The sequence below is a fragment of the Stenotrophomonas sp. TWI273 genome (assembly GCF_039674765.1).
Classification (GTDB): Bacteria; Pseudomonadota; Gammaproteobacteria; order Xanthomonadales; family Xanthomonadaceae; genus Stenotrophomonas.
Window position 1 is genome coordinate 1 of record NZ_JBDJOA010000010.1, and the last position, 18085, is coordinate 18085.

Annotated in this window: 22 protein-coding genes; 8 read left to right on the forward strand and 14 right to left on the reverse strand. The window is 66.4% G+C overall.

What is annotated here, in order from left to right; translation table 11 throughout:
• Positions 1 to 161 precede the first annotated feature (161 nt).
• On the forward strand, positions 162 to 1400 hold the full coding sequence (locus ABE571_RS13430) for a DUF819 family protein (protein WP_313212725.1): 1239 nt from the start codon (positions 162 to 164) through the stop codon (positions 1398 to 1400).
• Positions 1401 to 1606: 206 nt separating this feature from the next.
• Here the strand turns inward: ABE571_RS13430 and ABE571_RS13435 are convergent, their stop codons facing one another.
• From ABE571_RS13435 to ABE571_RS13455, 5 genes are read right to left on the reverse strand one after another with little or no spacing between them, the layout of a single operon-like run.
• The gene (locus tag ABE571_RS13435) at positions 1607 to 2092 is read right to left on the reverse strand and encodes a hypothetical protein (protein ID WP_313217576.1); all 486 of its coding nucleotides are present in this window, start codon (positions 2090 to 2092) and stop codon (positions 1607 to 1609) included.
• Positions 2093 to 2139: 47 nt separating this feature from the next.
• Complete coding sequence (minE, locus tag ABE571_RS13440) at positions 2140 to 2400, reverse strand: cell division topological specificity factor MinE (RefSeq protein WP_017355894.1); 261 nt, start codon at positions 2398 to 2400, stop codon at positions 2140 to 2142.
• Positions 2401 to 2402: 2 nt separating this feature from the next.
• Positions 2403 to 3212, reverse strand: a complete 810-nt coding sequence (gene minD / locus ABE571_RS13445) for a septum site-determining protein MinD (protein WP_088432112.1) — start codon at positions 3210 to 3212, stop codon at positions 2403 to 2405.
• 35 nt (positions 3213 to 3247) lie between these two features.
• Complete coding sequence (gene minC / locus ABE571_RS13450) at positions 3248 to 4030, reverse strand: septum site-determining protein MinC (protein ID WP_346493826.1); 783 nt, start codon at positions 4028 to 4030, stop codon at positions 3248 to 3250.
• 15 nt (positions 4031 to 4045) lie between these two features.
• On the reverse strand, positions 4046 to 4642 hold the full coding sequence (locus tag ABE571_RS13455; protein ID WP_088432114.1) for a GNAT family N-acetyltransferase: 597 nt from the start codon (positions 4640 to 4642) through the stop codon (positions 4046 to 4048).
• A 138-nt stretch (positions 4643 to 4780) separates the two neighbouring features.
• Here ABE571_RS13455 and ABE571_RS13460 point away from each other — a divergent pair, with 138 nt between their 5' ends.
• From ABE571_RS13460 to ABE571_RS13480, 5 genes are all read left to right on the forward strand, one after another.
• Entirely contained in the window at positions 4781 to 5977 is a 1197-nt protein-coding gene (locus ABE571_RS13460) for a sensor histidine kinase (RefSeq protein ID WP_088432115.1), read from the forward strand.
• Positions 5977 to 6618, forward strand: coding sequence for a response regulator transcription factor (locus tag ABE571_RS13465; RefSeq protein WP_019184539.1), 642 nt, complete (start codon positions 5977 to 5979; stop codon positions 6616 to 6618). Before ABE571_RS13460 ends, ABE571_RS13465 begins: the two co-directional genes overlap by 1 nt.
• Positions 6619 to 6931: 313 nt before the next feature.
• On the forward strand, positions 6932 to 8011 hold the full coding sequence (locus ABE571_RS13470; protein ID WP_346493827.1) for an SRPBCC family protein: 1080 nt from the start codon (positions 6932 to 6934) through the stop codon (positions 8009 to 8011).
• 103 nt (positions 8012 to 8114) lie between these two features.
• A complete protein-coding gene (locus ABE571_RS13475; protein WP_313212729.1) occupies positions 8115 to 8486 on the forward strand; it encodes a DUF423 domain-containing protein in 372 nt (123 codons plus the stop codon).
• Between the two features lies 1 nt (position 8487).
• A complete protein-coding gene (locus ABE571_RS13480) occupies positions 8488 to 9162 on the forward strand; it encodes a DNA-3-methyladenine glycosylase (protein WP_313217581.1) in 675 nt (224 codons plus the stop codon).
• 15 nt (positions 9163 to 9177) lie between these two features.
• Here the strand turns inward: ABE571_RS13480 and ABE571_RS13485 are convergent, their stop codons facing one another.
• The 5 genes from ABE571_RS13485 to ABE571_RS13505 form a co-directional block, all read right to left on the reverse strand.
• Positions 9178 to 9987, reverse strand: a complete 810-nt coding sequence (locus ABE571_RS13485) for a M15 family metallopeptidase (protein WP_346493828.1) — start codon at positions 9985 to 9987, stop codon at positions 9178 to 9180.
• A gap of 9 nt (positions 9988 to 9996) precedes the next feature.
• Entirely contained in the window at positions 9997 to 10539 is a 543-nt protein-coding gene (locus tag ABE571_RS13490; RefSeq protein WP_346466766.1) for a PH domain-containing protein, read from the reverse strand.
• A gap of 1 nt (position 10540) precedes the next feature.
• Entirely contained in the window at positions 10541 to 10720 is a 180-nt protein-coding gene (locus ABE571_RS13495; protein WP_123728652.1) for a DUF4177 domain-containing protein, read from the reverse strand.
• Positions 10717 to 10896 carry an Arc family DNA binding domain-containing protein gene (locus ABE571_RS13500; protein ID WP_313212733.1) on the reverse strand — a complete coding sequence of 60 codons (180 nt, stop codon included), beginning with the start codon at positions 10894 to 10896 and terminating at the stop codon, positions 10717 to 10719. Before ABE571_RS13500 ends, ABE571_RS13495 begins: the two co-directional genes overlap by 4 nt.
• A gap of 87 nt (positions 10897 to 10983) precedes the next feature.
• Positions 10984 to 11853: an SPFH domain-containing protein gene (locus ABE571_RS13505; RefSeq protein WP_088432124.1), complete on the reverse strand. Its 870-nt coding sequence runs from the start codon at positions 11851 to 11853 to the stop codon at positions 10984 to 10986.
• A 131-nt stretch (positions 11854 to 11984) separates the two neighbouring features.
• On the opposite strand from ABE571_RS13505, the gene purT reads away from it, so the two are divergent.
• On the forward strand, positions 11985 to 13172 hold the full coding sequence (gene purT, locus ABE571_RS13510; protein WP_346463944.1) for a formate-dependent phosphoribosylglycinamide formyltransferase: 1188 nt from the start codon (positions 11985 to 11987) through the stop codon (positions 13170 to 13172).
• Positions 13173 to 13415: 243 nt separating this feature from the next.
• Here the strand turns inward: purT and ABE571_RS13515 are convergent, their stop codons facing one another.
• Both ABE571_RS13515 and ABE571_RS13520 read right to left on the reverse strand, forming a co-directional pair.
• Complete coding sequence (locus ABE571_RS13515) at positions 13416 to 14621, reverse strand: endonuclease/exonuclease/phosphatase family protein (protein ID WP_346493829.1); 1206 nt, start codon at positions 14619 to 14621, stop codon at positions 13416 to 13418.
• 37 nt (positions 14622 to 14658) lie between these two features.
• The gene (locus tag ABE571_RS13520) at positions 14659 to 15414 is read right to left on the reverse strand and encodes an arginyltransferase (RefSeq protein WP_346493830.1); all 756 of its coding nucleotides are present in this window, start codon (positions 15412 to 15414) and stop codon (positions 14659 to 14661) included.
• 154 nt (positions 15415 to 15568) lie between these two features.
• On the opposite strand from ABE571_RS13520, the gene ABE571_RS13525 reads away from it, so the two are divergent.
• Positions 15569 to 16174 (forward strand): EF-hand domain-containing protein, encoded by a 606-nt coding sequence (locus ABE571_RS13525; protein ID WP_265309406.1) that lies wholly within the window; start codon positions 15569 to 15571, stop codon positions 16172 to 16174.
• A gap of 58 nt (positions 16175 to 16232) precedes the next feature.
• Here the strand turns inward: ABE571_RS13525 and ABE571_RS13530 are convergent, their stop codons facing one another.
• Together ABE571_RS13530 and ABE571_RS13535 are read right to left on the reverse strand one after the other, a co-directional pair.
• Positions 16233 to 17438, reverse strand: coding sequence for an RNA polymerase sigma factor (locus ABE571_RS13530; RefSeq protein ID WP_313217590.1), 1206 nt, complete (start codon positions 17436 to 17438; stop codon positions 16233 to 16235).
• 130 nt (positions 17439 to 17568) lie between these two features.
• On the reverse strand, positions 17569 to 18084 hold the full coding sequence (locus tag ABE571_RS13535; protein ID WP_346464658.1) for a DUF2007 domain-containing protein: 516 nt from the start codon (positions 18082 to 18084) through the stop codon (positions 17569 to 17571).
• Between the last annotated feature and the right edge of the window lies 1 nt (position 18085).

The following is an 18085-nucleotide window of genomic DNA, read 5'->3' on the forward strand; positions in this document are numbered from 1 at the left end:
CATCGGGGGGGGGTAACCCGGTCTTGGGGGGGGTTTAACCCGTTTGCGCGGACGTTTGTGGGGCTGCTTAAAAACCCAGCCTACAAAGGGTCGGCTCTACCGGTGATTGTTTTCCCGAAACGTGTGGAATCGCACGCCCCTCCTCCAGGTACTCCACACCCGTGAAAGCTCCCGCCCTGATCCAGAACGACATCGTCGTCTTCGGCCTGATCGCCGCCACCCTCGGTGCCGTGTTCTGGACCGCCTCGCGCGAGCAGGGGCTGTGGAAGCGGTTCTATACCTACGTGCCCGCGTTGCTGCTGTGCTACCTGATTCCCGGTGTGTACAACACCGTCGGCCTGATCGATGGCCAGAACACCCATCTCTATAACCCGGTCGCTCGTGACATCCTGCTGCCCGCCGCCCTGGTGCTGCTCACCCTGGCCGTGGACATCAAGGGCATCCTGCGGCTGGGACCAAAACTGATCGTGATGTACCTCGGCGCCTCGCTCAGCATCATGATCGGCGCCGTGGTCGCCTTCCAGTTGATGAAGTGGCTGCATCCGGCGACGGTCGCCGGCGATACCTGGGCGGGCATGGCGGCGCTGGCCGGCAGCTGGATCGGCGGCGGCGCCAACATGCTGGCGATGCGCGAAGTCTTCGATGTCAACGCGACCACCTTCGGGCAGTTCGCGGTGGTCGATGTCGGTGTCGGTTATGTGTGGATGGCGGTGCTGATCTTCATGGCCGGGCGCGCGGCAAAGATCGATGCGCGCAGCGGTGCCGACACCTCCGGCATCGATGCCCTCAAGCTGCGCATCCAGGCCTTCCAGGCACAGCATGAGCGCGTGGCCAGCCTGACCGACCTGATGCTGATCGTCGCCGTTGCCTTCGGCGTGGTGGGCCTGTCGCATGCGATTGCCGGGCCGGTCTCGGCGTGGTTCAAGGGGCATGTCGCCTGGGCCTCGCAGTTCAGTCTGGACGCGCCGTTCGTGTGGGTGGTGGTGATCTCCACTACCTGCGGTCTGGCGCTGAGCTTCACCCGTGCGCGCAACCTGGAAGGCGCCGGTGCCTCCAAACTGGGTTCGCTGCTGCTGTACTTCCTGATCGCCTGCATCGGCATGCAGATGGACCTGCTCGCGCTGCTCGACCGCCCGTGGCTGTTCCTGCTCGGCCTGATCTGGATCGCCGTGCACATCGTGCTGCTATGGGCGCTGGCGCGCGCGCTGAAGGTGCCGTTCTTCTACTTCGCGATCGGCTCGCAATCCAATATCGGTGGGCCGGCGTCGGCCCCGGTGGTGGCCGCGGCGTTCCATCCCTCGCTGGCCCCGGTCGGCGTGCTGCTGGGCACGATGGGCTACGCTACGGGCACGTATCTGGCCTACATCGTGGGCATCACCCTGCGCGCGATGGCCGGGTAGAGCCGACCGTTGGTCGGCTGCTCCTGACGTCGCGTCACAGCGCACGACAGCCGACCAACGGTCGGCTCTACGGCAGAAGCAACCTGCGCTACATCAACCAGGCAAGTGCATCTTCACCGTCCTGCTCGAACCGCGCCGAGTGAACACCCTGGCGCCTATACGCTTGGCGCGTCGCCACGCGCCCGGGACCAGCCGGACATGCGGATTTACGCAGGAAGAAGGCCGCGTTCGAGTAACCACGCCTTGGCATCTTCCGCATCCTGCTCGAACCACGCCTTCGTAGACCCCAGCCGGTACGTATACCCCCACGCATCCATGTCCAGCATCAAGCGCGCGCTGCCCACGCCTGGCAGTTGCGCGGCCAGCACGATCTGCAGGTAACAGGTGGCGTCTTCTTCGGGCACCGAATCGGTGGCATCGGTGTGCACCAGCGCACGCCGCTCCGGCGGCAGCACGATCAGGTGGCAGGCTTCGTGCAGCATCGAGTGCACGGGCGTGTCATCGCGGACATACACGTCGCTGCCGATGATGCCGGCTTCGGGTTCACCCCAATAGCTGCCCGGAATCGGCGCGCCGTCGGCCACACGATGCAGGTGCAGATCGTGGGTGGCGAGCAGGGCGAGGGCATCGTCGAAACGGATATCGCCGACACAGGTGACCTGCGGTTCGGCGGTGGGGGCAGCGTCGTTCATGGGTTACCGCTCAACCGCCCCTTCCAACGCGGAAGGGGCGATGTCGATCAGGGCTGCTGCGGGCCTTCCGGCAAGGCGACGGAGATATCGAGCACATCGTGCTCCCCGTCCTTGACCAGATCGACCTTGACCGCATCAGCGTCGATGTTGACGTACTTCTTGATCACTTCCAGCAGCTCGCGCTGCAGCAGAGGCAGGTAGTCCGGGCCGCCGCGGTGGCTGCGTTCCTGCGCGATGATGATCTGCAGGCGGTTCTTGGCCGTTTCGGCAGTGGTCTTCTTTCGGTTCAGGAAATCGAACAGTCCCATGCTTACCCTCCGAACAGCTTGCTGAAGAAGCCTTTCTTCTCCACGGTGGTGAAGCGCATCGGACGCTCTTCGCCAAGGATGCGGCCAACCGCATCTTCGTATGCCTGGCCCGCCGCCGATTCGGGGTCCAGAATGACCGGCTCACCCTTGTTGGAGGCATTGAGCACGTCGCCCGATTCGGGCACCACGCCAATGGCCTTCAGGCCCAGCACTTCTTCCACGTCGGTGATGCTGAGCATTTCGCCGCTTTCCACCCGTACCGGGCTGTAGCGCGTAAGCAGCAGGAAGGCCGGCACGTTCTTGCCGGATTCGGCCTTGTGGGTCTTCGAATCGAGCAGACCGATGATGCGGTCCGAGTCGCGCACCGAAGACACTTCCGGGTTCACCACCACGACCGCACGGTCGGCGTAGTACATCGCCAGGAACGCGCCCTTCTCGATACCGGCCGGGGAGTCGCAGATGACGTATTCGAAGCCGTCGGCGATGAGATCGTCGAGCACCTTGCGCACGCCTTCCTGGGTCAGTGCGTCCTTGTCGCGGGTCTGCGAGGCAGCCAGCACGTACAGGTTGTCGAAGCGCTTGTCCTTGATCAGGGCCTGCTTGAGGGTCGCTTCTCCGTGCACGACATTGACGAAGTCGTACACCACGCGGCGCTCGCAGCCCATGATCAGGTCCAGGTTGCGCAGGCCGACGTCGAAGTCGATCACCGCCACCTTTTTGCCACGACGTGCCAACCCGCAGGCCAGGCTGGCGCTGCTGGTGGTCTTGCCGACGCCGCCCTTGCCGGAGGTGACTACGATGATTTCAGCCAAAGGATTTCTCCTGATTCTTCTGTTTGGGGGCTGCGTCAGTCCAGCGCAGCGATCTTGATCTGGTCCTGTTCCAGCCACACCTGCACGGCCTTGCCGCGCAGGGAGTCCGGAACATCGTCCAGTACCTTGTAATGGCCGGCAATGGCGACCAGTTCAGCGTGGAATTCACGGCAGAAAATACGCGCCGTGGTGTTGCCTTGGGCACCTGCCAGGGCACGGCCCCGCAGCGTACCGTAGATGTGGATGCTGCCGTCGGCGATCACCTCGGCGCCCGCGCCGACGGTGGCCATGACGGTCAGGTCGCAGTTTTCCGCATACAGCTGCTGGCCCGAGCGGACATTGGCGGTCTGCATGCGGCCCGGCTTGGGCGCGCCACCGGTGGCCACCGTACTCGGCGCCGGTGCCGCAGGCACGGCAGCGGCGGCACGCGCACGGCGCGGCGGCGGTTCGGCGACCGGCAGGGGCGCAGGGGCCGGTTCGGCCTCGGCGCGCTCGTACTGGGCGCGGAACTTGGCCAGCAGCGGCAGGCCGAGCTGCTGGGAAAGCAGGTCGGTTTCGGTGGTGCCGTAGGCCAGCGCAACCGGCAGCACGCCGGCCTTGCGCAGGCCGTCCAGCAGCGCCTTGGCGGTCGCCACGTCCGGCATCCTGCTGAGTCCGCCGAAATCCAGGATCACGGCTGCACGCCCGAACAGCTTCGGCGCACGCGCGACACGTTCCTGCATTTCACGGGTGAGGCGCTCGACATCGAGGGTGCGGATACGCAGATTCGCGATGCCGACCTGGCCGATCTTCAGTTCACCGGCCTGTTCAAAATCCATGTTCGCTGCCACCGATCAGGTCCCCGTCTGCTGCTGCACGCGCAGCGGCTCGCGGCGATGGCCCACCCAGGGCACATCCGGCAACTGGTCGCCGTAGGTGTCGTGCACCCACTGGTAACTGCACAGGTCCTTGAGCAGCATGCTGGCGCGCACATCCACGTGGGCCATGTTGTTCTGCCCGACCTCGCGGAAGCCGAAGCTGCCGTGGAAGAGCAGGGCGGCATCGGCACCGTGATCGAGGAACACCTCGCAGGTCAGCTGCGGGTAACGCAGCTCGGCGTAGCTCTGCGCATCGGCATAGAACGCACGGCCAACGCCACCGCCGCGACGGCGGCTGGCGACCACGATGCGGTCGATATAGAAGAATTTGCTGTCAAGCTGCTGCTTGAACCAGGCGAAGTTGCTGCTGTCGTGCTGGCTGTCGCTGCCGAAGCCGATCAGGAAACCGGCCAGGTTGCCGTCGCGCTCGGCGACGCGGAAATACTCAGCGCTTTCATAGAACAGACGCAGGCGGGCGGCATCCAACGGCAGGATGGCCAGGCCGGCATTGTTGTTCAGGGCCAGGACGGAATCGAGCTCGTGCTCGCGCACGTCGCGGATGACAATCGACATTGTGACTCCGTGGGGTAACGCGGTTGGCCCATCGAGGGGCCCTCGGTCCGATTATTGCATGGGTGGCTTCCCCCCGCGAGCGGACAGGCATGACTTCTGTGGGAGTGCAGGGGAACAGGTTCAGCCTACTATGCGTCCATGTTGGGATACCTCAGCCACACCCGAGTACTGCGACTGGCCGGCCTGTTCACCTGGGTCATGGTCGGACTTCCCCTGGTTTACTCACAGTACGAAGCGCTGCTGCGCCGCGGCGGAGGCGTCGATGCGTGGGCGCTGTGGCTGTTTGCTGCGTACCTGGCCTTCGGCGCCGGCTACTTCTGGCTGACCCGCGGGCTGCGCAACGGCGGCCACTCGCGCTGGTATGACCGGGTCATGCTGGTGCTGCTGACCGCGTCGGCGCTGGGCGTGAGCTATCTGAGCGGCTCCGGGCTGGGCAGCATCCTGATGATGGTCGCTGCCGGGGTCATCCCGTGGATGCTGCCGGTGCGCGGTGGCGTGATCTGGCTGCTGCTGAGCCAGCTGGCGGTGCTGCCGGTCTACTACCTCATCCTGAATTTCTCTTTGTTCGAAGCGGTGATGCAGTCGCTGTTGTATGGCGGCTTCTCCATGTTCATCTTCGTGACCAGCCTGGTGGCGCGGCAGCAGACCGATGCCCGTGAAGAGCAGCGAAGACTCAATACCGAGCTGCGCGCCACCCGCGTGCTGCTGGCCGAAAGCGCCCGCGTCAACGAACGCACCCGCATTTCCCGGGAGCTGCACGATCTGTTGGGCCATCACCTGACCGCGCTCAGCCTGAATCTGGAAGTGGCCGGCCACATCACCGAAGGGCAGGCGCAGGAACACGTCCATCAGGCCCATACCCTGGCCAAGCTGCTGCTGACCGACGTGCGCGAGGCGGTCAGCCAGCTGCGGGACAGTGGCGCGATCGATCTGGCCGCCGCGCTGCGCCCGCTGACCGAGCAGGTCCCCTCGCTGGAGATCCACCTGGATATCGACGAGCCGCTGAGCGTGGAAGACCCCGAGCGGGCCCACGTGCTGCTGCGCTGCACCCAGGAGATCATCACCAATGCAGTGCGGCACGCCGGCGCGCGCAACCTCTGGATCAAGGTCCGGCGCGAGGCGCCGGGCATCGTGGTGCTGGAAGCGCATGATGACGGGGTGGGCGCCGACGGGATCGTGGTCGGCAACGGGTTGCGCGGGATGCGCGAGCGCCTGCAACAATGCGGTGGTGAGCTGCAGATCGAAACCCGCCGGGGCCAGGGCTTCCGCCTTCGTGCCTCGGTACCCGGCGTGCCAGTATTGATGCTGACCGCTGTCATTGAAGGAGTGCGTTGATGATTCGCGTCTGCCTGGTCGACGACCAAACCCTGGTGCGGCAGGGGATCCGCTCACTGCTGGCGCTCGATGACGGCATCGAGGTGGTCGCCGAGGCCGCCGATGGCCGGCAGGCAGTCGAGGTGGTTCCCCAGGTCCGCCCGGACGTGGTCCTGATGGACATGCGCATGCCGGTGATGTCCGGCCTGGAGGCGCTGCAGATGCTGTCGCGGCTGAACCAGCTGCCGCCGACCATCATCCTGACCACCTTCGACGACGACCAGCTCGTCCTGGCCGGGCTCAAGGCCGGGGCCAAGGGCTACCTGCTCAAGGACGTGACCCTGGACCAGCTGGTGGGCGCGATCCGGACCGTGGCCGATGGCGGCTCGCTGGTGCAGCCGGCGGTCACCCAGCGGCTGCTGTCGGGCCTGGAGCACATGCGCAACGAGTTCGTGAGCCTGGACCGGCCGGACCCGTTGACCGACCGCGAAACCGAGATCCTGCGGCTGATGGCCAGCGGCTTCTCCAACAAGGAGATCGCCAATTCACTGGGCGTGGCCGAGGGCACGATCAAGAACCATGTGTCCAACATCCTCTCCAAGCTGGGGGTGCGCGACCGCACCCGGGCGGTGCTCAAGGCCTTCGAGCTGCAGCTGGTCTGAGCCGGTGGACCCGGCGCCGGCCTTCGGGCGGTGACGGGTTTGCAGGTAATTTCTGAATTCTGCGAAACCCTTGCAGCGCAAGCGATGCAGGGGGATTTTCGGTCTCGACAGCCGAATCCGGCAAAGAAATATTGTCCATCCGCTACGTGCTGACACGCGCGATGCGTTATCTTTCCGCTCCTTGTCTATGCAAAACCGCTGCCGACATGGAAACCGGTGTGCCAACCCTGATCAACAACACCGGCGAAGCCTGCTAGGATTGGCGCTTCGCTTCAATCAACCCGGCCGTGGGATCGGCCCCGGAGACTCCTGAATGACCCGTATTATCGAGTTCCTGATCGCCTTGGGGATCGTGGCTGGCCTGTTCGTCATCATTGGCGTATGTCTGCCGGGCGAGCGCCATATTTCCGAAAGCATCGAGACCAACCGCAAGATGACGATCGTGTACGACACGGTCAACAGCCTGCGCCGCTTCAAGGACTGGAACCCGCTCTTGCTGCGCGATCCCGCCGTTGAACTGAAGTACTCCGGCCCCGCTGCCGGCGTCGGCGCACGCCTGGACTACGCCTCCAAGGAAAGCTCCTTGGGCGAGGGTAGCTGGGTGATCACCGAGTCCGAGCAGAACAAGCACGTGGCGATCGCGATCGAGGACGCCTCCAAGGGTCACGACAAGACCACCAGCTTCACCCTGGAGCCGACCGGCAAGGGTGGCCGCAACGTCAAGATCACGCAGGACTACAGCGTCAAGTACGGTTTCAACCTGTTCGGTCGTTACGCTGGTCTGTACGTCAGCCGTCACGCCGGTGACGACCTGAAGCTGGGTCTGTCGCGCATGGCCAACATGCTGGCCACCGTGCCGAACATCGACTACCGCACCGCCGAAGCCCCGCTGACCGATCTGGCCATCGTGGACGTCCCGGCCGAGGACCTGCTGGTCGTCACCGCCGGCAACGTGGACCGCGGCCAGGAGACCATCACCAAGTCCATCAAGGACAACCAGGAGTGGATCAAGCGCGTCATGGAGGCCAACAACCTCGAAGCCGCCGGTCCGTTCCGCATCATCACCACCGATTTCGGCGCCGAGAAGTACGCCTTCGACGTGGCCCAGCCGGTCAAGAAGAAGGGTGTTGAGGCCGCGACGGCCGAAGCCCTGACGGTGAAGATCGACGATGGCGCACCGGTCAAGTACGTGCATGTGGCTCCGCATCGTTCGGCCCACGCGGCCTACACCGGCCACATGGCCGGCCTGGACATCGCCCGTAACGCCCTGCGTGCGTGGTCGGTGACCGGCGGCAACGAAGTGATCGATCGTCCGTACGAGTCCTGGAAGGACGGCGTGGACAAGTCGTTCACTCCGGAAGGCACGTACGACATCTACTGGGCCGTCAAGTAATCCGACGGTTGCCGTGATGTAACGCACGACCTGAAACGCGCCGCTTCCTGCGGCGCGTTTTTTTTTGGCTCCGGCCACGGGGCACTGTCTGAAGGACGCAAGCATGCTCAACCTGGAACGACGCACGCGCAAACCCTCCCTGCTGGCCGGCCTGGGCGGGCTGCTCGCGGCCACGGCGGTGGGCCTGTCGGCATACGCCTCCCATGGCATCGCCGACCCGCTGGCGCAGTCGCATGTGACCACCGCGGCGCTGTACGCCTTCGGGCACGGGGTGGCGCTGGCCGTACTCGGCCCGACCCAGCAGAACACGCTGGGCCGGCTGGCCCTGTACATCCTGCTGATCGGCACGCTGCTGTTCTCCGGCAGCCTGGTGGCGGGCGCGCTGTGGAAGCTCAGCACCTCGTTGGCGCCGGTCGGTGGCACCGCGCTGATGGTGGGCTGGCTGGCCTACGGGCTGAACGCGCTGAGGCGCTGACATGCCCCGATACCGCCGCGGCTTTGATGTCGATGAGGCGCATGCCTGGCTGAGCCGGCGCGACCGGCGGCTGGGCATGTGGATGAAGCGGCTCGGCCCGATCCAGGCGCAGCCCGGGTGGGCGAAGACGTTCGATCCGGTCGATGCGCTGGCCAGGGCAATCCTGTTCCAGCAGCTCAGCGGCAAGGCCGCCTCGACCATCGTTGGGCGGGTGGAGACGGCCATCGGCAGCACCCGGCTGCACGCCGATACGCTTGCGCGTATCGATGACCCCGGGCTGCGCGTCTGCGGTGTCTCCGGCAACAAGGCGCTGGCCCTGCGCGACCTGGCCAGGCGCGAGGCAGCAGGCGAGATTCCCGACCTGCGCCGGATGTCGGTGATGGACCATGATGCGATCATCGATGCGCTGGTTCCGATCCGCGGCATCGGCCGCTGGACGGTGGAGATGATGCTGATGTTCCGGCTGGGTCGCCCGGACATCCTGCCGGTGGACGACCTCGGTATCCGCAAGGGAGCGCAGCGCGTGGACAAGGCCGAGCGGATGCCGACCCCGAAGGAGCTGCTCGCCCGGGGCGAGAGGTGGGGCCCGTTCCGGACCTACGCCAGTCTGTACCTGTGGCGTATCGCCGATTTCACGGTGGATCCGAAGGCGACGACCAATCGTTCGCAGGGGTGAGGCGGTTCGCCCCGGTCAGGGTTCGGCGTCGCGCCAGCACCAATGCCACGGTTCGTAGACAATCCCGTGCGGGTTGTCGCGCGGGTAGCTCAGCTGGAAGCCGAAGCGGCCCGCATGCTCGGCCAGCCACGCAAACGCGGCCGTCGACTCAAACGATGCTTCCGCCGGCGGTTCGCCGGGGGTGCCGATATCCAGCGCGTAGCCGCTGTGATGCTCGCTGTAACCGGGCGCGGCGTTGACCTTCAGTATGTCCTCCACACTCAGCCCGCGGCTGCGTTTGCGCGCGAAGATGCCCAGCTGATAGTCGTGGCTGCGGTAACCGGAGATCGCATCCAGCGCGATGCCATCGGCGGCGGCCTGCTGGCGCAGGCGTTGCCAGCCCCGTGCGGCCTCGCGCTGCAGCCATAGCGGGCGCCGGTAGCGGTCGAAGCCGGCCAGGTGCAGCTGAGCCGGTTCGGCCTCCAGCGCAAGACCGGTCGCGGCCTCGTAGGCATCGGCATCAATCCCGAGGGTTTCGAGGCGATGCTGCAGTCCACTCAGGGGCAGCACCGCATCAGGCGCGTTGCCACGACGGCGATCCAGCAGCTGGCGGTCCAGCGCATCCAGTGCCTCCTCGATGCCCGGCTCGCGCATCAGGCGCGGCACCAGCGGCAGCACGCCGTGGGCGGTAGCGACGGCGAGGTAGCGCCCATCGCGCTTGCGCCGCAGTACCCACTGCGCGCGAGCCAAGGCGCGGGCGTCGGCAGAGCCGCGTGCACGCAGCAGGCCGCCGGGCCACAGTTCGATCTCGGCGGTGTTGATCAGCAGGGCAGGGGATCGGCGCATGCTGCCAGCTTAGTGCGCGCCCGGCCGCGCGGCCAGCGCCTTCAGGGCATCGAGCAGTGCACGTGGGCGGTCCGGGCTGATCACCAGGGCGCTGCCATCGCGCAGCGGCAGGTGCAGCACACGGCTGCTGTCGGTGACCAGGCAGAACGCCTTGCTGCGGTCGGCCATCCGGTAATGCCCGGATTGAAAGCCCGGCACGCCGTAGCCATTGGTCTTGATCGAGGGCTTGTAACGGCCATGCTCGGCGAAATCGACGATGCGCGCTTCGTCCAGACGCATGTCGCTCACCGGCACGCGCTTGCGGTAAAAGGTCGACTGCACGTCCAGCGTGTCCTGGTGGAGCACGATGCGGCGGCGAGTGTACGCCCAGGTCAGCGCGGCCGCCAGCACCGCCAGGAACGGCAGGGTGATGAACAGTTCGGTGTGTGAACGCTCCGGCGCGTCCAGCGCGGTGCCCACCATCAGGCCGGCGACGAGCAGTAGCGGAACCCACAGCCACAGCAGTCGCCGGACCGGCGATGGGGCAACCTCGAAGGATTGAGCTTCAGACATCTCAATCCTCCTTCTTGAAGATCAGCAACGCCGTATTGAGGGGCGGCGCGAAGACAAGGTTGACCAGTTCCCAGCCAAGGTTGCCGTGCCGGGTCAGCTCGTCCTGTATGTCTTTGGGTTTCACAATGCCCATCATGCCCGGCTTTACTTCAACGGTCAGGTAGCTCCAGCGCCTGCTCATGGCTTGCTCTCCTTGTCGGGGGTGGGTTTGGGAAGGCGTCCGGCCTTGCGCAGCGCATCGCGCAGCACGTATTCGATCTGTGCATTGAGGCTGCGCAGCTCGTCGTCGGCCCAGCGCTGCGCCGCCGCCAGAACGTCGGCATTGATACGCAGCGGGTAGGCTTTCTTTTCGGTCATGCGGGGTCCTTTATCTACAACGCGTGCCGTCCCCTCGGCGCCGCGTTGCGTTGGTAGGTGCCGACCATGGGTCGGCACGCTGTTGCATCAATACAGTGAACCGGCGTTGACCACCGGCTGGGTGCCACGATCCGAACACAGCACGGTCAGCAGGTTGCTCACCATGTGCGCCTTGCGCTCTTCATCGAGCTGGACCACGCCGTTCTTCTGCAGTTCGGCCAAGGCCATTTCGACCATGCCGACCGCGCCAGCGACGATCCGCGTCCGCGCGGCGATGACCGCATTGGCCTGCTGGCGCTGCAGCATCGCCTGGGCGATTTCCGGCGCATAGGCGAGGTGGCTGATGCGCGCGTCGATCACCTGCACGCCGGCATCGGCCAGGCGCTCGGCCAGCTCGTCCTTGAGGTGCTGGGAAATCTCGGCGGCATGGCTGCGCAGCGACAGTTGGCCTTCTTCGTGCTGGTCGTACGGATAGCTGGTCGCCATCGCGCGCAACGCAGATTCGGACTGGATGTGCACGAAGCTCTCGTAGTCATCCACGTTGTAGACAGCTTCGGAAGCATCCACCACCTGCCACACGATCACCGCGGCGATCTCGATCGGGCTGCCGTCGAGCTCATTGACCTTGAGCTTGCCGCTTTCGAAGTTGCGCACGCGCTGGCTCACCTTGACCTTGGTGAAGAACGGGTTGTTCCAGCGCAGGCCGTTCTCCTTGACGGTGCCGACGTACTTGCCGAACAGGCTGACGACCACGGCCTGGTTGGGCTGCACGGTGTACAGGCCGACCAGGCTGAGCAGGGCGGTGGTGGCCAGCACCAGGCTGCCCACGATCAGCGCCGGGTTGCGGTTGCCCTTGTCCACCCCGACCACGAACATCCACACGGCCACCGCGGTCAGGGCCAGCACCAGCAGCAGGAAGGGCAGGCCGGACAGCGAGCGGATCGACTTCTCTTTCATGGCGGGGCGTCCTTGGGTAGTTGATTGGAAGATATCAAATTGATATCACTCTGCAAGTGCCGCCCGGGCCGGCCACGCGGCGGCGGCACCGGCTAGAATGCCCTCCCGCCCCTGTTGTCCGGAACACTGCCATGTCCACGCTCGGTACGCCGCTGTCTCCTTCCGCCACCCGTGTGCTGCTGCTGGGATCCGGCGAACTCGGCAAGGAAGTCGCCATCGAGCTGCAGCGGCTGGGGGTGGAGGTAATCGCTGCTGACCGCTACGCCAACGCGCCGGCGATGCAGGTGGCACACCGTTCGCACGTGATCGACATGCTCGACGCGATGGCGCTGCGCGCGCTGATTGCACTGGAGAAGCCGCATCTGGTGGTGCCTGAGATCGAGGCGATCCATACCGAGACGCTGGTCCAGCTGGAACAGGAGCAGGGCCTGCGCGTGGTGCCCACCGCGCGTGCCGCGCGCTTGACGATGGACCGTGAAGGCATCCGCCGGCTCGCCGCCGAGACGCTGGGCCTGCCGACCTCGCCGTACCGTTTCGTGGATACCGATGCCGAGTACCGCGCGGCGGTGGCCGCGATTGGCCTGCCGTGCGTGGTCAAGCCGGTAATGTCCTCCTCGGGCAAGGGCCAGAGCACGCTGCGCCAGGACGCCGACATCGCGCCGGCCTGGGAGTATGCGCAGACCGGTGGCCGCGCCGGTGCCGGGCGCTGCATCGTGGAGGGCTTCATCGATTTCGAGTACGAAATCACGTTGCTGACCGTGCGTCACGCAGGCGGGACCTCGTTCTGTGCGCCGATCGGGCACTGGCAGAAAGACGGCGACTACCGAGAAAGCTGGCAGCCGCAGCCGATGTCGCCGCGCGCACTGGCACGGGCGGAGGAGATTTCGCAGGCGATCACCGATGAGCTGGGTGGCTGGGGGCTGTTCGGGGTCGAGCTGTTCGTGAAGGGCGACGAGGTGTGGTTCAGCGAGGTATCACCGCGGCCGCATGACACGGGTCTGGTGACGTTGGCCTCGCAGGAGTTGAGTGAGTTCGCGCTGCATGCGCGCGCGATCCTGGGGCTGCCGATCCCGGTGATCCGCCAGAGTGGTCCGTCGGCGTCGTGCGCGATGCTGGCCCACGGCGAAGGCGTGCCGTTCTTCAGCAATGTGGCCGAAGCGCTGGTGCAGCCGGATTCGGCGCTGCGCCTGTTCGGCAAGCCGAGTGTGCACGGGCATCGCCGGGTAGGGGTGACGCTGGCGCGGGGGGCGGATGTCGATGAGGCGCGGAAGATTGCGCGTGAGGCGGCTGAGGCGATCGGGATCGAGCTGCGGTCGTGAGGCAGGGCGCCTTGGGTGCTGCCGGTGTGAGGCGATCGGGCAGCCCGATGCAGGACCCGCCGTAAACCCATCCCTGGGGGCTCGTAGTGCGGCATCCATGCCGCACACGGTCCTTCATCGGGCTGCCCGATCACCTCCTCGCGGAGGGTCGGTTGGGCGGATCCAACGGCGCGGCAGAAAATGGCAGGACAAAAAAAACGGCGAGCCTTGGCTCGCCGTTTTTCGTTGAAAGCGAAGCAGAACTTACTTCACGTCCACCCACACCAGATGGTGGTCGCTGCCATCGGCGATCTTCGCGTCCGGGCTTTCGTTGGCCGGCCAGAAAACGCCACTGCCGATGTAGTTGAAGCCGACCGAGGGCAGGACGTAGTCCAGCCGCATCGTGCCCGACTTCGGGCCGAAGTCGCCGGTGGCGTGGAAGGGCGCGCCTTTGCGGGTGATGCCTTTTTCGGCATACGCCAGGCTGGTCTGCTCTGCGCCGACGCTGCGCGGGGTGGGGTAGCGCAGGACGCGGGGGTTTTCGATCAGTTCGACGATCGCGTCGTGGCGGCCGTCGCCGTCGACCGGGTCGTTGTTGAGGTCGCCGAGGATGACGAAGCGCGCGTCCTGCGGGAGGCCGCCGCACTGGCCGCGGTCATCGCACAGCCAGGAGGTGTCGCGGTCCTTGAGGTAGTCCTGCCACAGGCGCAGTTCGTCGTAGTTGCGGGCGGCGTTGCGCTTCTCCGGGCCGTCGAAGACCGGCGGGGTCGGGTGCGAGACCAGGGCATGGACGGTGCCGTTCGGGGTGGTCACCGGCACGTCCCAATGCGATTTGGAGGACAGGCGCAGCTGCGACCAGACGTGGTCGTTGTAGAAGGATTTCCCGGTGCGCGGGTCGATCGGGCGCAGGGCACCGGGCATCGCGCTCCACTTCAGCAGCTGGAAGCTACGGACCTTGGCTTCATCGATCGGGTAGCGCGACAGCACCAGCATGCCGTACTGACCCGGGTGCAGGCCGTAGCCCCAGGCATCGTTGCCACGGGCGCGGCCTTCGCCGCCGATCTCGCCGTTGTTGTCCAGGTCCAGGCCGCTCTGCACGCCGGTGTTGACCGGGGCGAGGTAGCGGTAGGCGTAGTGCAGCGGCGCACCGCCGCCCGGTTGTGCGGCTTCCAGGTAGCGCTGCTGGAACAGGTCGGCGGCGCGGTGGGCGTCGTCGTAATCGAATTCGTTGAGCAGCACCAGATCCGGACGGACCCGCTGCAGGACGGCGGCGATCTTGCGCGCGTGTTCGCTGTCGCCTTCAAGCTCGGCGATCAGGCCGCCGGTCTCGTCGCTGTACAGGGAGGTGTTGTAGGTGGCGATCCGCAGCGGTGCGGAAGCGGTATCCGGCATGGCGGCGGTCTTGGCGGGGGTCTGGGCACAGGCGCCGCAGAGCAGGGCCAGGGCAAGGATCAGGGGATGGGCTTTCATCCGCCTATTTTGCACCCGTCGCGGTGTCAGTGATGCGTCAGCGGCCGTCCAGTTCGTCATCGAAGGCATGCCAGCGGCGGCCATCGTAGGCCTCCAGCGGGCGGAACCGGCGCTTGTAGTCCATCTTGCGGTGGTCGCGGATCCAGTAGCCCAGGTACAGGTGCGGCAGCTGCTCGCGCTGGGCCCAGGCGATCTGCTGCAGGATCGCGAAGGTGCCCAGGCCGCGATGGGCCTGGTCCGGTTCGAAGAAGGTATAGACCGCCGAGAGCCCCTGCGGGGTGACGTCGGTTACGGCGACGCCGAGCAGCGGGCCGCGATGGCCGTCCTCGGCCGGGCCGCGGATTTCGACAAAACGCCCCTGCGACCAGCGCCCGATCAGAAACTGATCGAACTCGTGCGGGCCGTGTTCGTCCATGCCGCCCTGCGCGTGGCGATGGGTCAGGTAGCGGTGGTACAGCGCGAACTGCTCTTCGGTCTGTTCGGCGGCAACGATCCGCACTTCCAGATCGGCGTTGCGGGCCAGGCAGCGGCGCTGGCTGCGGTCCGGTGCGAAGCGGGCCACGGGGATGCGCACGGCCACGCAGGCGTGGCAGTCCGCGCAGTGCGGGCGGTAGACCAGATCGCCGGAGCGGCGGAAGCCCCAGCCCAGTGCCATCGGGTACAGCGTGCCCAGGCGCGGATCGTTGGGATCGAGCACCAGATCGCGCGCGGCCCGTTCCGGCCAGTAGCCACAGGGGTGGTCACCGGTCTGGAACAGTCGGAGCTCGTCGTCGCGGTCGCCGTGTATTGCCATGCCCACAGCATAGCCCCGTGCCGTCGCAGCCGGCGCGACTGTCTGCCAAATGAACACGGCCTGCCGGGCTGTCAACGGTGCTAGCGCCCACGCGTTGTTACCGGTGTGGGTGCCACGCACCGCACGCAGTTTCCCTCACCAACCGGAGTTACCCATGCGCAACCGCAAATCCCTCCTGCTGCTGGCCCTGCTGCTGTCCACCGGTGCTGCCGGCCTGGCGGTCGCTGCCGATACCCCCGCCGCCGCCGACAAACCCGCCCGCGCCAAGCTGGATACCAATGGCGATGGCTTCATCGACCGCACCGAGGCGGCCAGGTCGCCGCGTCTGGCCGCGCAGTTCGACACGCTCGATGCCAACAAGGACGGCAAGCTGTCCCGTGAGGAACTGCCGCGCTGGCACGGCAAGCGCCATGGGCGTGGCCCGGGTGGGCATGGCGACTGGATGGCCAAGCTGGACACCAACAAGGACGGCCGCATCAGCCGCGAAGAGGCCAAGGCCGACCCGCGCCTGGCCGCGCGCTTCGATGCGATGGACGTCAACAAGGATGGTTACCTGGACAAGGCCGACCGCGAGCTGCGCATGAAGCAGCATCGTGATGCCTGGTTTGCCGCGGCCGACACCAACAAGGACGGCCAGCTGAGCAAGGCTGAGTTCGATGCGGCCAAGGGCCCGTTCGGTGGCCCGCGTGGCGATCATCGCGATGGCAAGCACCGCGATGGCAAGCCGCCGATGCCGCCGAAGGCACCGGCCGCGAAGTAAGCGATACGCTGAAGCTGCACAACGAAAGCGCCGGTCGTCGACCGGCGCTTTTTCTACATCAGATGCGGCCGTTCCTGTACATCGCCCAGGCGATGGTGCCGATCACGAACAGGTTCATTACCCACAGCGCCTTGCGGCCATACAGCGACTCGTACTTCCAGTTCGGGCCGGTGCGGCCATGGCGCGCTGCATCGCGAGCGATCATCGGGGCCATGATCCGCTGCAGCGGAACCAGGCATTGATAGTTGATCACGGCCAGGCCGATGGCCAACGCCACCACCGGCCAGTACCAGGCCAGCGGCAGGAAGCCCAGGGCGAACACGGCCACGCAGGTCACCATGGCGGTGAAGGTGCTGTAGTGCACGAAGCCGCGGATGGCCGTGCGCTCGTCATGGCTCTCGGCATACGAGAGCAGATAGCGGCCGCCCAGGTAGCTGCCCAGCACGCCACCGACCATGCTGCCGAGGATCGCACCCCACGCGAAATCCGGCGGCAACACGTGGGTCTGGCTGGCCGCTGCCGTCAACGACCCCAGGGCGGCACCGCCGGAAACGCTGGCACCGCCCAGGCCGAGCTTGCTGGTGCCAAGCCCGGTGCCGAGCAGGATCGCGGCACTGGCGGTACCGGGGGCGGCGACCAGCACCATGGACACGACGGTGGTCGCGAACGCAGCGCTCGGCGCGCTGCTGCGCGCGAAGTCGCTGAAGCGACGCATCATTTCCTCGCGGACGGTGGCGCGCGCGCGCGACAGGCGCTTGCGCACGGCGGCATCGCTGAGCCCGAGCAGATCGGCGACCTGCTGCGAACTCTGGCCTTCGCGGTAATAGAGCAGCAGCGTCTCACGGCTGTCTTCGGGCAGCGCAGAGATGATCTCTTCGGCGGCCAGTTCTTCTTCCACCCGCTGCAGGTGTTCCGGGGCACTGGGGCTGGGGTCGGCGGCCATGTTGATGGCGATCTCGGCGGCCTCGCCTGAGAGCGGGCGGCCGCGGTTGGCGCGCAGCCAGTCCCGGGCGAGGTTGCGGGTGATCTGGCGCAGCCACGGCAGGAAGCTGGCGTGGTTGTGCAGCTGGTTAAGCTGCTGCCAGGCCTTGATGAAAGCCTCCTGTGCGATGTCCTCGCTGGCATGCACGTCGCGGGTGATCGCCAGCGCGATCGCGGTGACCGTGTTCTGGCAGGCCAGCACGATGCGCCCGTAGGACTGCTGGCAGCCGCCTGTGGCAGCGGGCAGCTCGCGTTCGAGCGTAGTGGTCAGCGGATGCGTCATGGCACGTTCCCCGGCGGTGATCCGAGTATGACGATGCCTCAACCCGAATGTGACCGGATAGTGCCGGCCGCTGGCCGGCTCTGCAGGATTCCAACCGCACGAGGAGCCGGCCAGCGGCCGGCACTACCCGTTACTCGGTGGGCTGGATCCGGACCCGCACTTCCTCTTCTTCCGGCGGGGTGGCGGCCGGTGCGGTCGGCGACGCCGTCGGCTGCACGGCCGGTGCTGATGCCGGGGCGGGCGCCACGACCGGGCCGCCGCGGTGGCGCATGACCACCACCATCGCCACGGCAGCGATCACCAGCAGCAGCCCGATACGGATGCGCCAGGCCCAGTTGCGCGGCGCATCGTTCTGGGCGACCTCGTCGCGGAACGCGAACTGCGCGGTCGGGTGGTCGCGGCGGGTGGTTTCCAGCAGGCGTGCATCGCGCAGGATCTCGCGGGCGCGCGGCTGGTCATCGGCGTGCACCACCCACAGGGTCGGGTGGGTGGTGGCCTTTTCCTTGTCCAGATAGCTGAACTGGCTGCCGCGCTTGCTGTGGTACGAGCGGCCGTTGGTGATGCGCACCTCGATGCCGGCGTCGCGCAGCAGCTGGGCCACGCCTTCCACGGTCTCTACGCGCTGGCTGTTGAAGATCTGTCTCATG

Excerpts from the sequence above, each read along its gene's own strand:
- ABE571_RS13520 (WP_346493830.1), bottom strand. The coding sequence starts at position 15,414 with ATGGCAATACACGGCGACCGCGACGACGAGCTCCGACTGTTCCAGACC.
- ABE571_RS13530 (WP_313217590.1), bottom strand. The coding sequence starts at position 17,438 with ATGACGCATCCGCTGACCACTACGCTCGAACGCGAGCTGCCCGCTGCC.
- ABE571_RS13470 (WP_346493827.1), top strand. The coding sequence starts at position 6,932 with ATGACCCGTATTATCGAGTTCCTGATCGCCTTGGGGATCGTGGCTGGC.
- ABE571_RS13515 (WP_346493829.1), bottom strand. The coding sequence starts at position 14,621 with ATGAAAGCCCATCCCCTGATCCTTGCCCTGGCCCTGCTCTGCGGCGCC.
- ABE571_RS13480 (WP_313217581.1), top strand. The coding sequence starts at position 8,488 with ATGCCCCGATACCGCCGCGGCTTTGATGTCGATGAGGCGCATGCCTGG.
- ABE571_RS13505 (WP_088432124.1), bottom strand. The coding sequence starts at position 11,853 with ATGAAAGAGAAGTCGATCCGCTCGCTGTCCGGCCTGCCCTTCCTGCTG.
- ABE571_RS13500 (WP_313212733.1), bottom strand. The coding sequence starts at position 10,896 with ATGACCGAAAAGAAAGCCTACCCGCTGCGTATCAATGCCGACGTTCTG.
- ABE571_RS13465 (WP_019184539.1), top strand. The coding sequence starts at position 5,977 with ATGATTCGCGTCTGCCTGGTCGACGACCAAACCCTGGTGCGGCAGGGG.
- ABE571_RS13525 (WP_265309406.1), top strand. The coding sequence starts at position 15,569 with ATGCGCAACCGCAAATCCCTCCTGCTGCTGGCCCTGCTGCTGTCCACC.
- ABE571_RS13435 (WP_313217576.1), bottom strand. The coding sequence starts at position 2,092 with ATGAACGACGCTGCCCCCACCGCCGAACCGCAGGTCACCTGTGTCGGC.
- minE (WP_017355894.1), bottom strand. The coding sequence starts at position 2,400 with ATGGGACTGTTCGATTTCCTGAACCGAAAGAAGACCACTGCCGAAACG.
- purT (WP_346463944.1), top strand. The coding sequence starts at position 11,985 with ATGTCCACGCTCGGTACGCCGCTGTCTCCTTCCGCCACCCGTGTGCTG.
- ABE571_RS13490 (WP_346466766.1), bottom strand. The coding sequence starts at position 10,539 with ATGTCTGAAGCTCAATCCTTCGAGGTTGCCCCATCGCCGGTCCGGCGA.
- ABE571_RS13495 (WP_123728652.1), bottom strand. The coding sequence starts at position 10,720 with ATGAGCAGGCGCTGGAGCTACCTGACCGTTGAAGTAAAGCCGGGCATG.
- ABE571_RS13535 (WP_346464658.1), bottom strand. The coding sequence starts at position 18,084 with ATGAGACAGATCTTCAACAGCCAGCGCGTAGAGACCGTGGAAGGCGTG.
- ABE571_RS13475 (WP_313212729.1), top strand. The coding sequence starts at position 8,115 with ATGCTCAACCTGGAACGACGCACGCGCAAACCCTCCCTGCTGGCCGGC.
- ABE571_RS13455 (WP_088432114.1), bottom strand. The coding sequence starts at position 4,642 with ATGTCGATTGTCATCCGCGACGTGCGCGAGCACGAGCTCGATTCCGTC.
- ABE571_RS13485 (WP_346493828.1), bottom strand. The coding sequence starts at position 9,987 with ATGCGCCGATCCCCTGCCCTGCTGATCAACACCGCCGAGATCGAACTG.
- minC (WP_346493826.1), bottom strand. The coding sequence starts at position 4,030 with ATGGATTTTGAACAGGCCGGTGAACTGAAGATCGGCCAGGTCGGCATC.
- ABE571_RS13460 (WP_088432115.1), top strand. The coding sequence starts at position 4,781 with ATGTTGGGATACCTCAGCCACACCCGAGTACTGCGACTGGCCGGCCTG.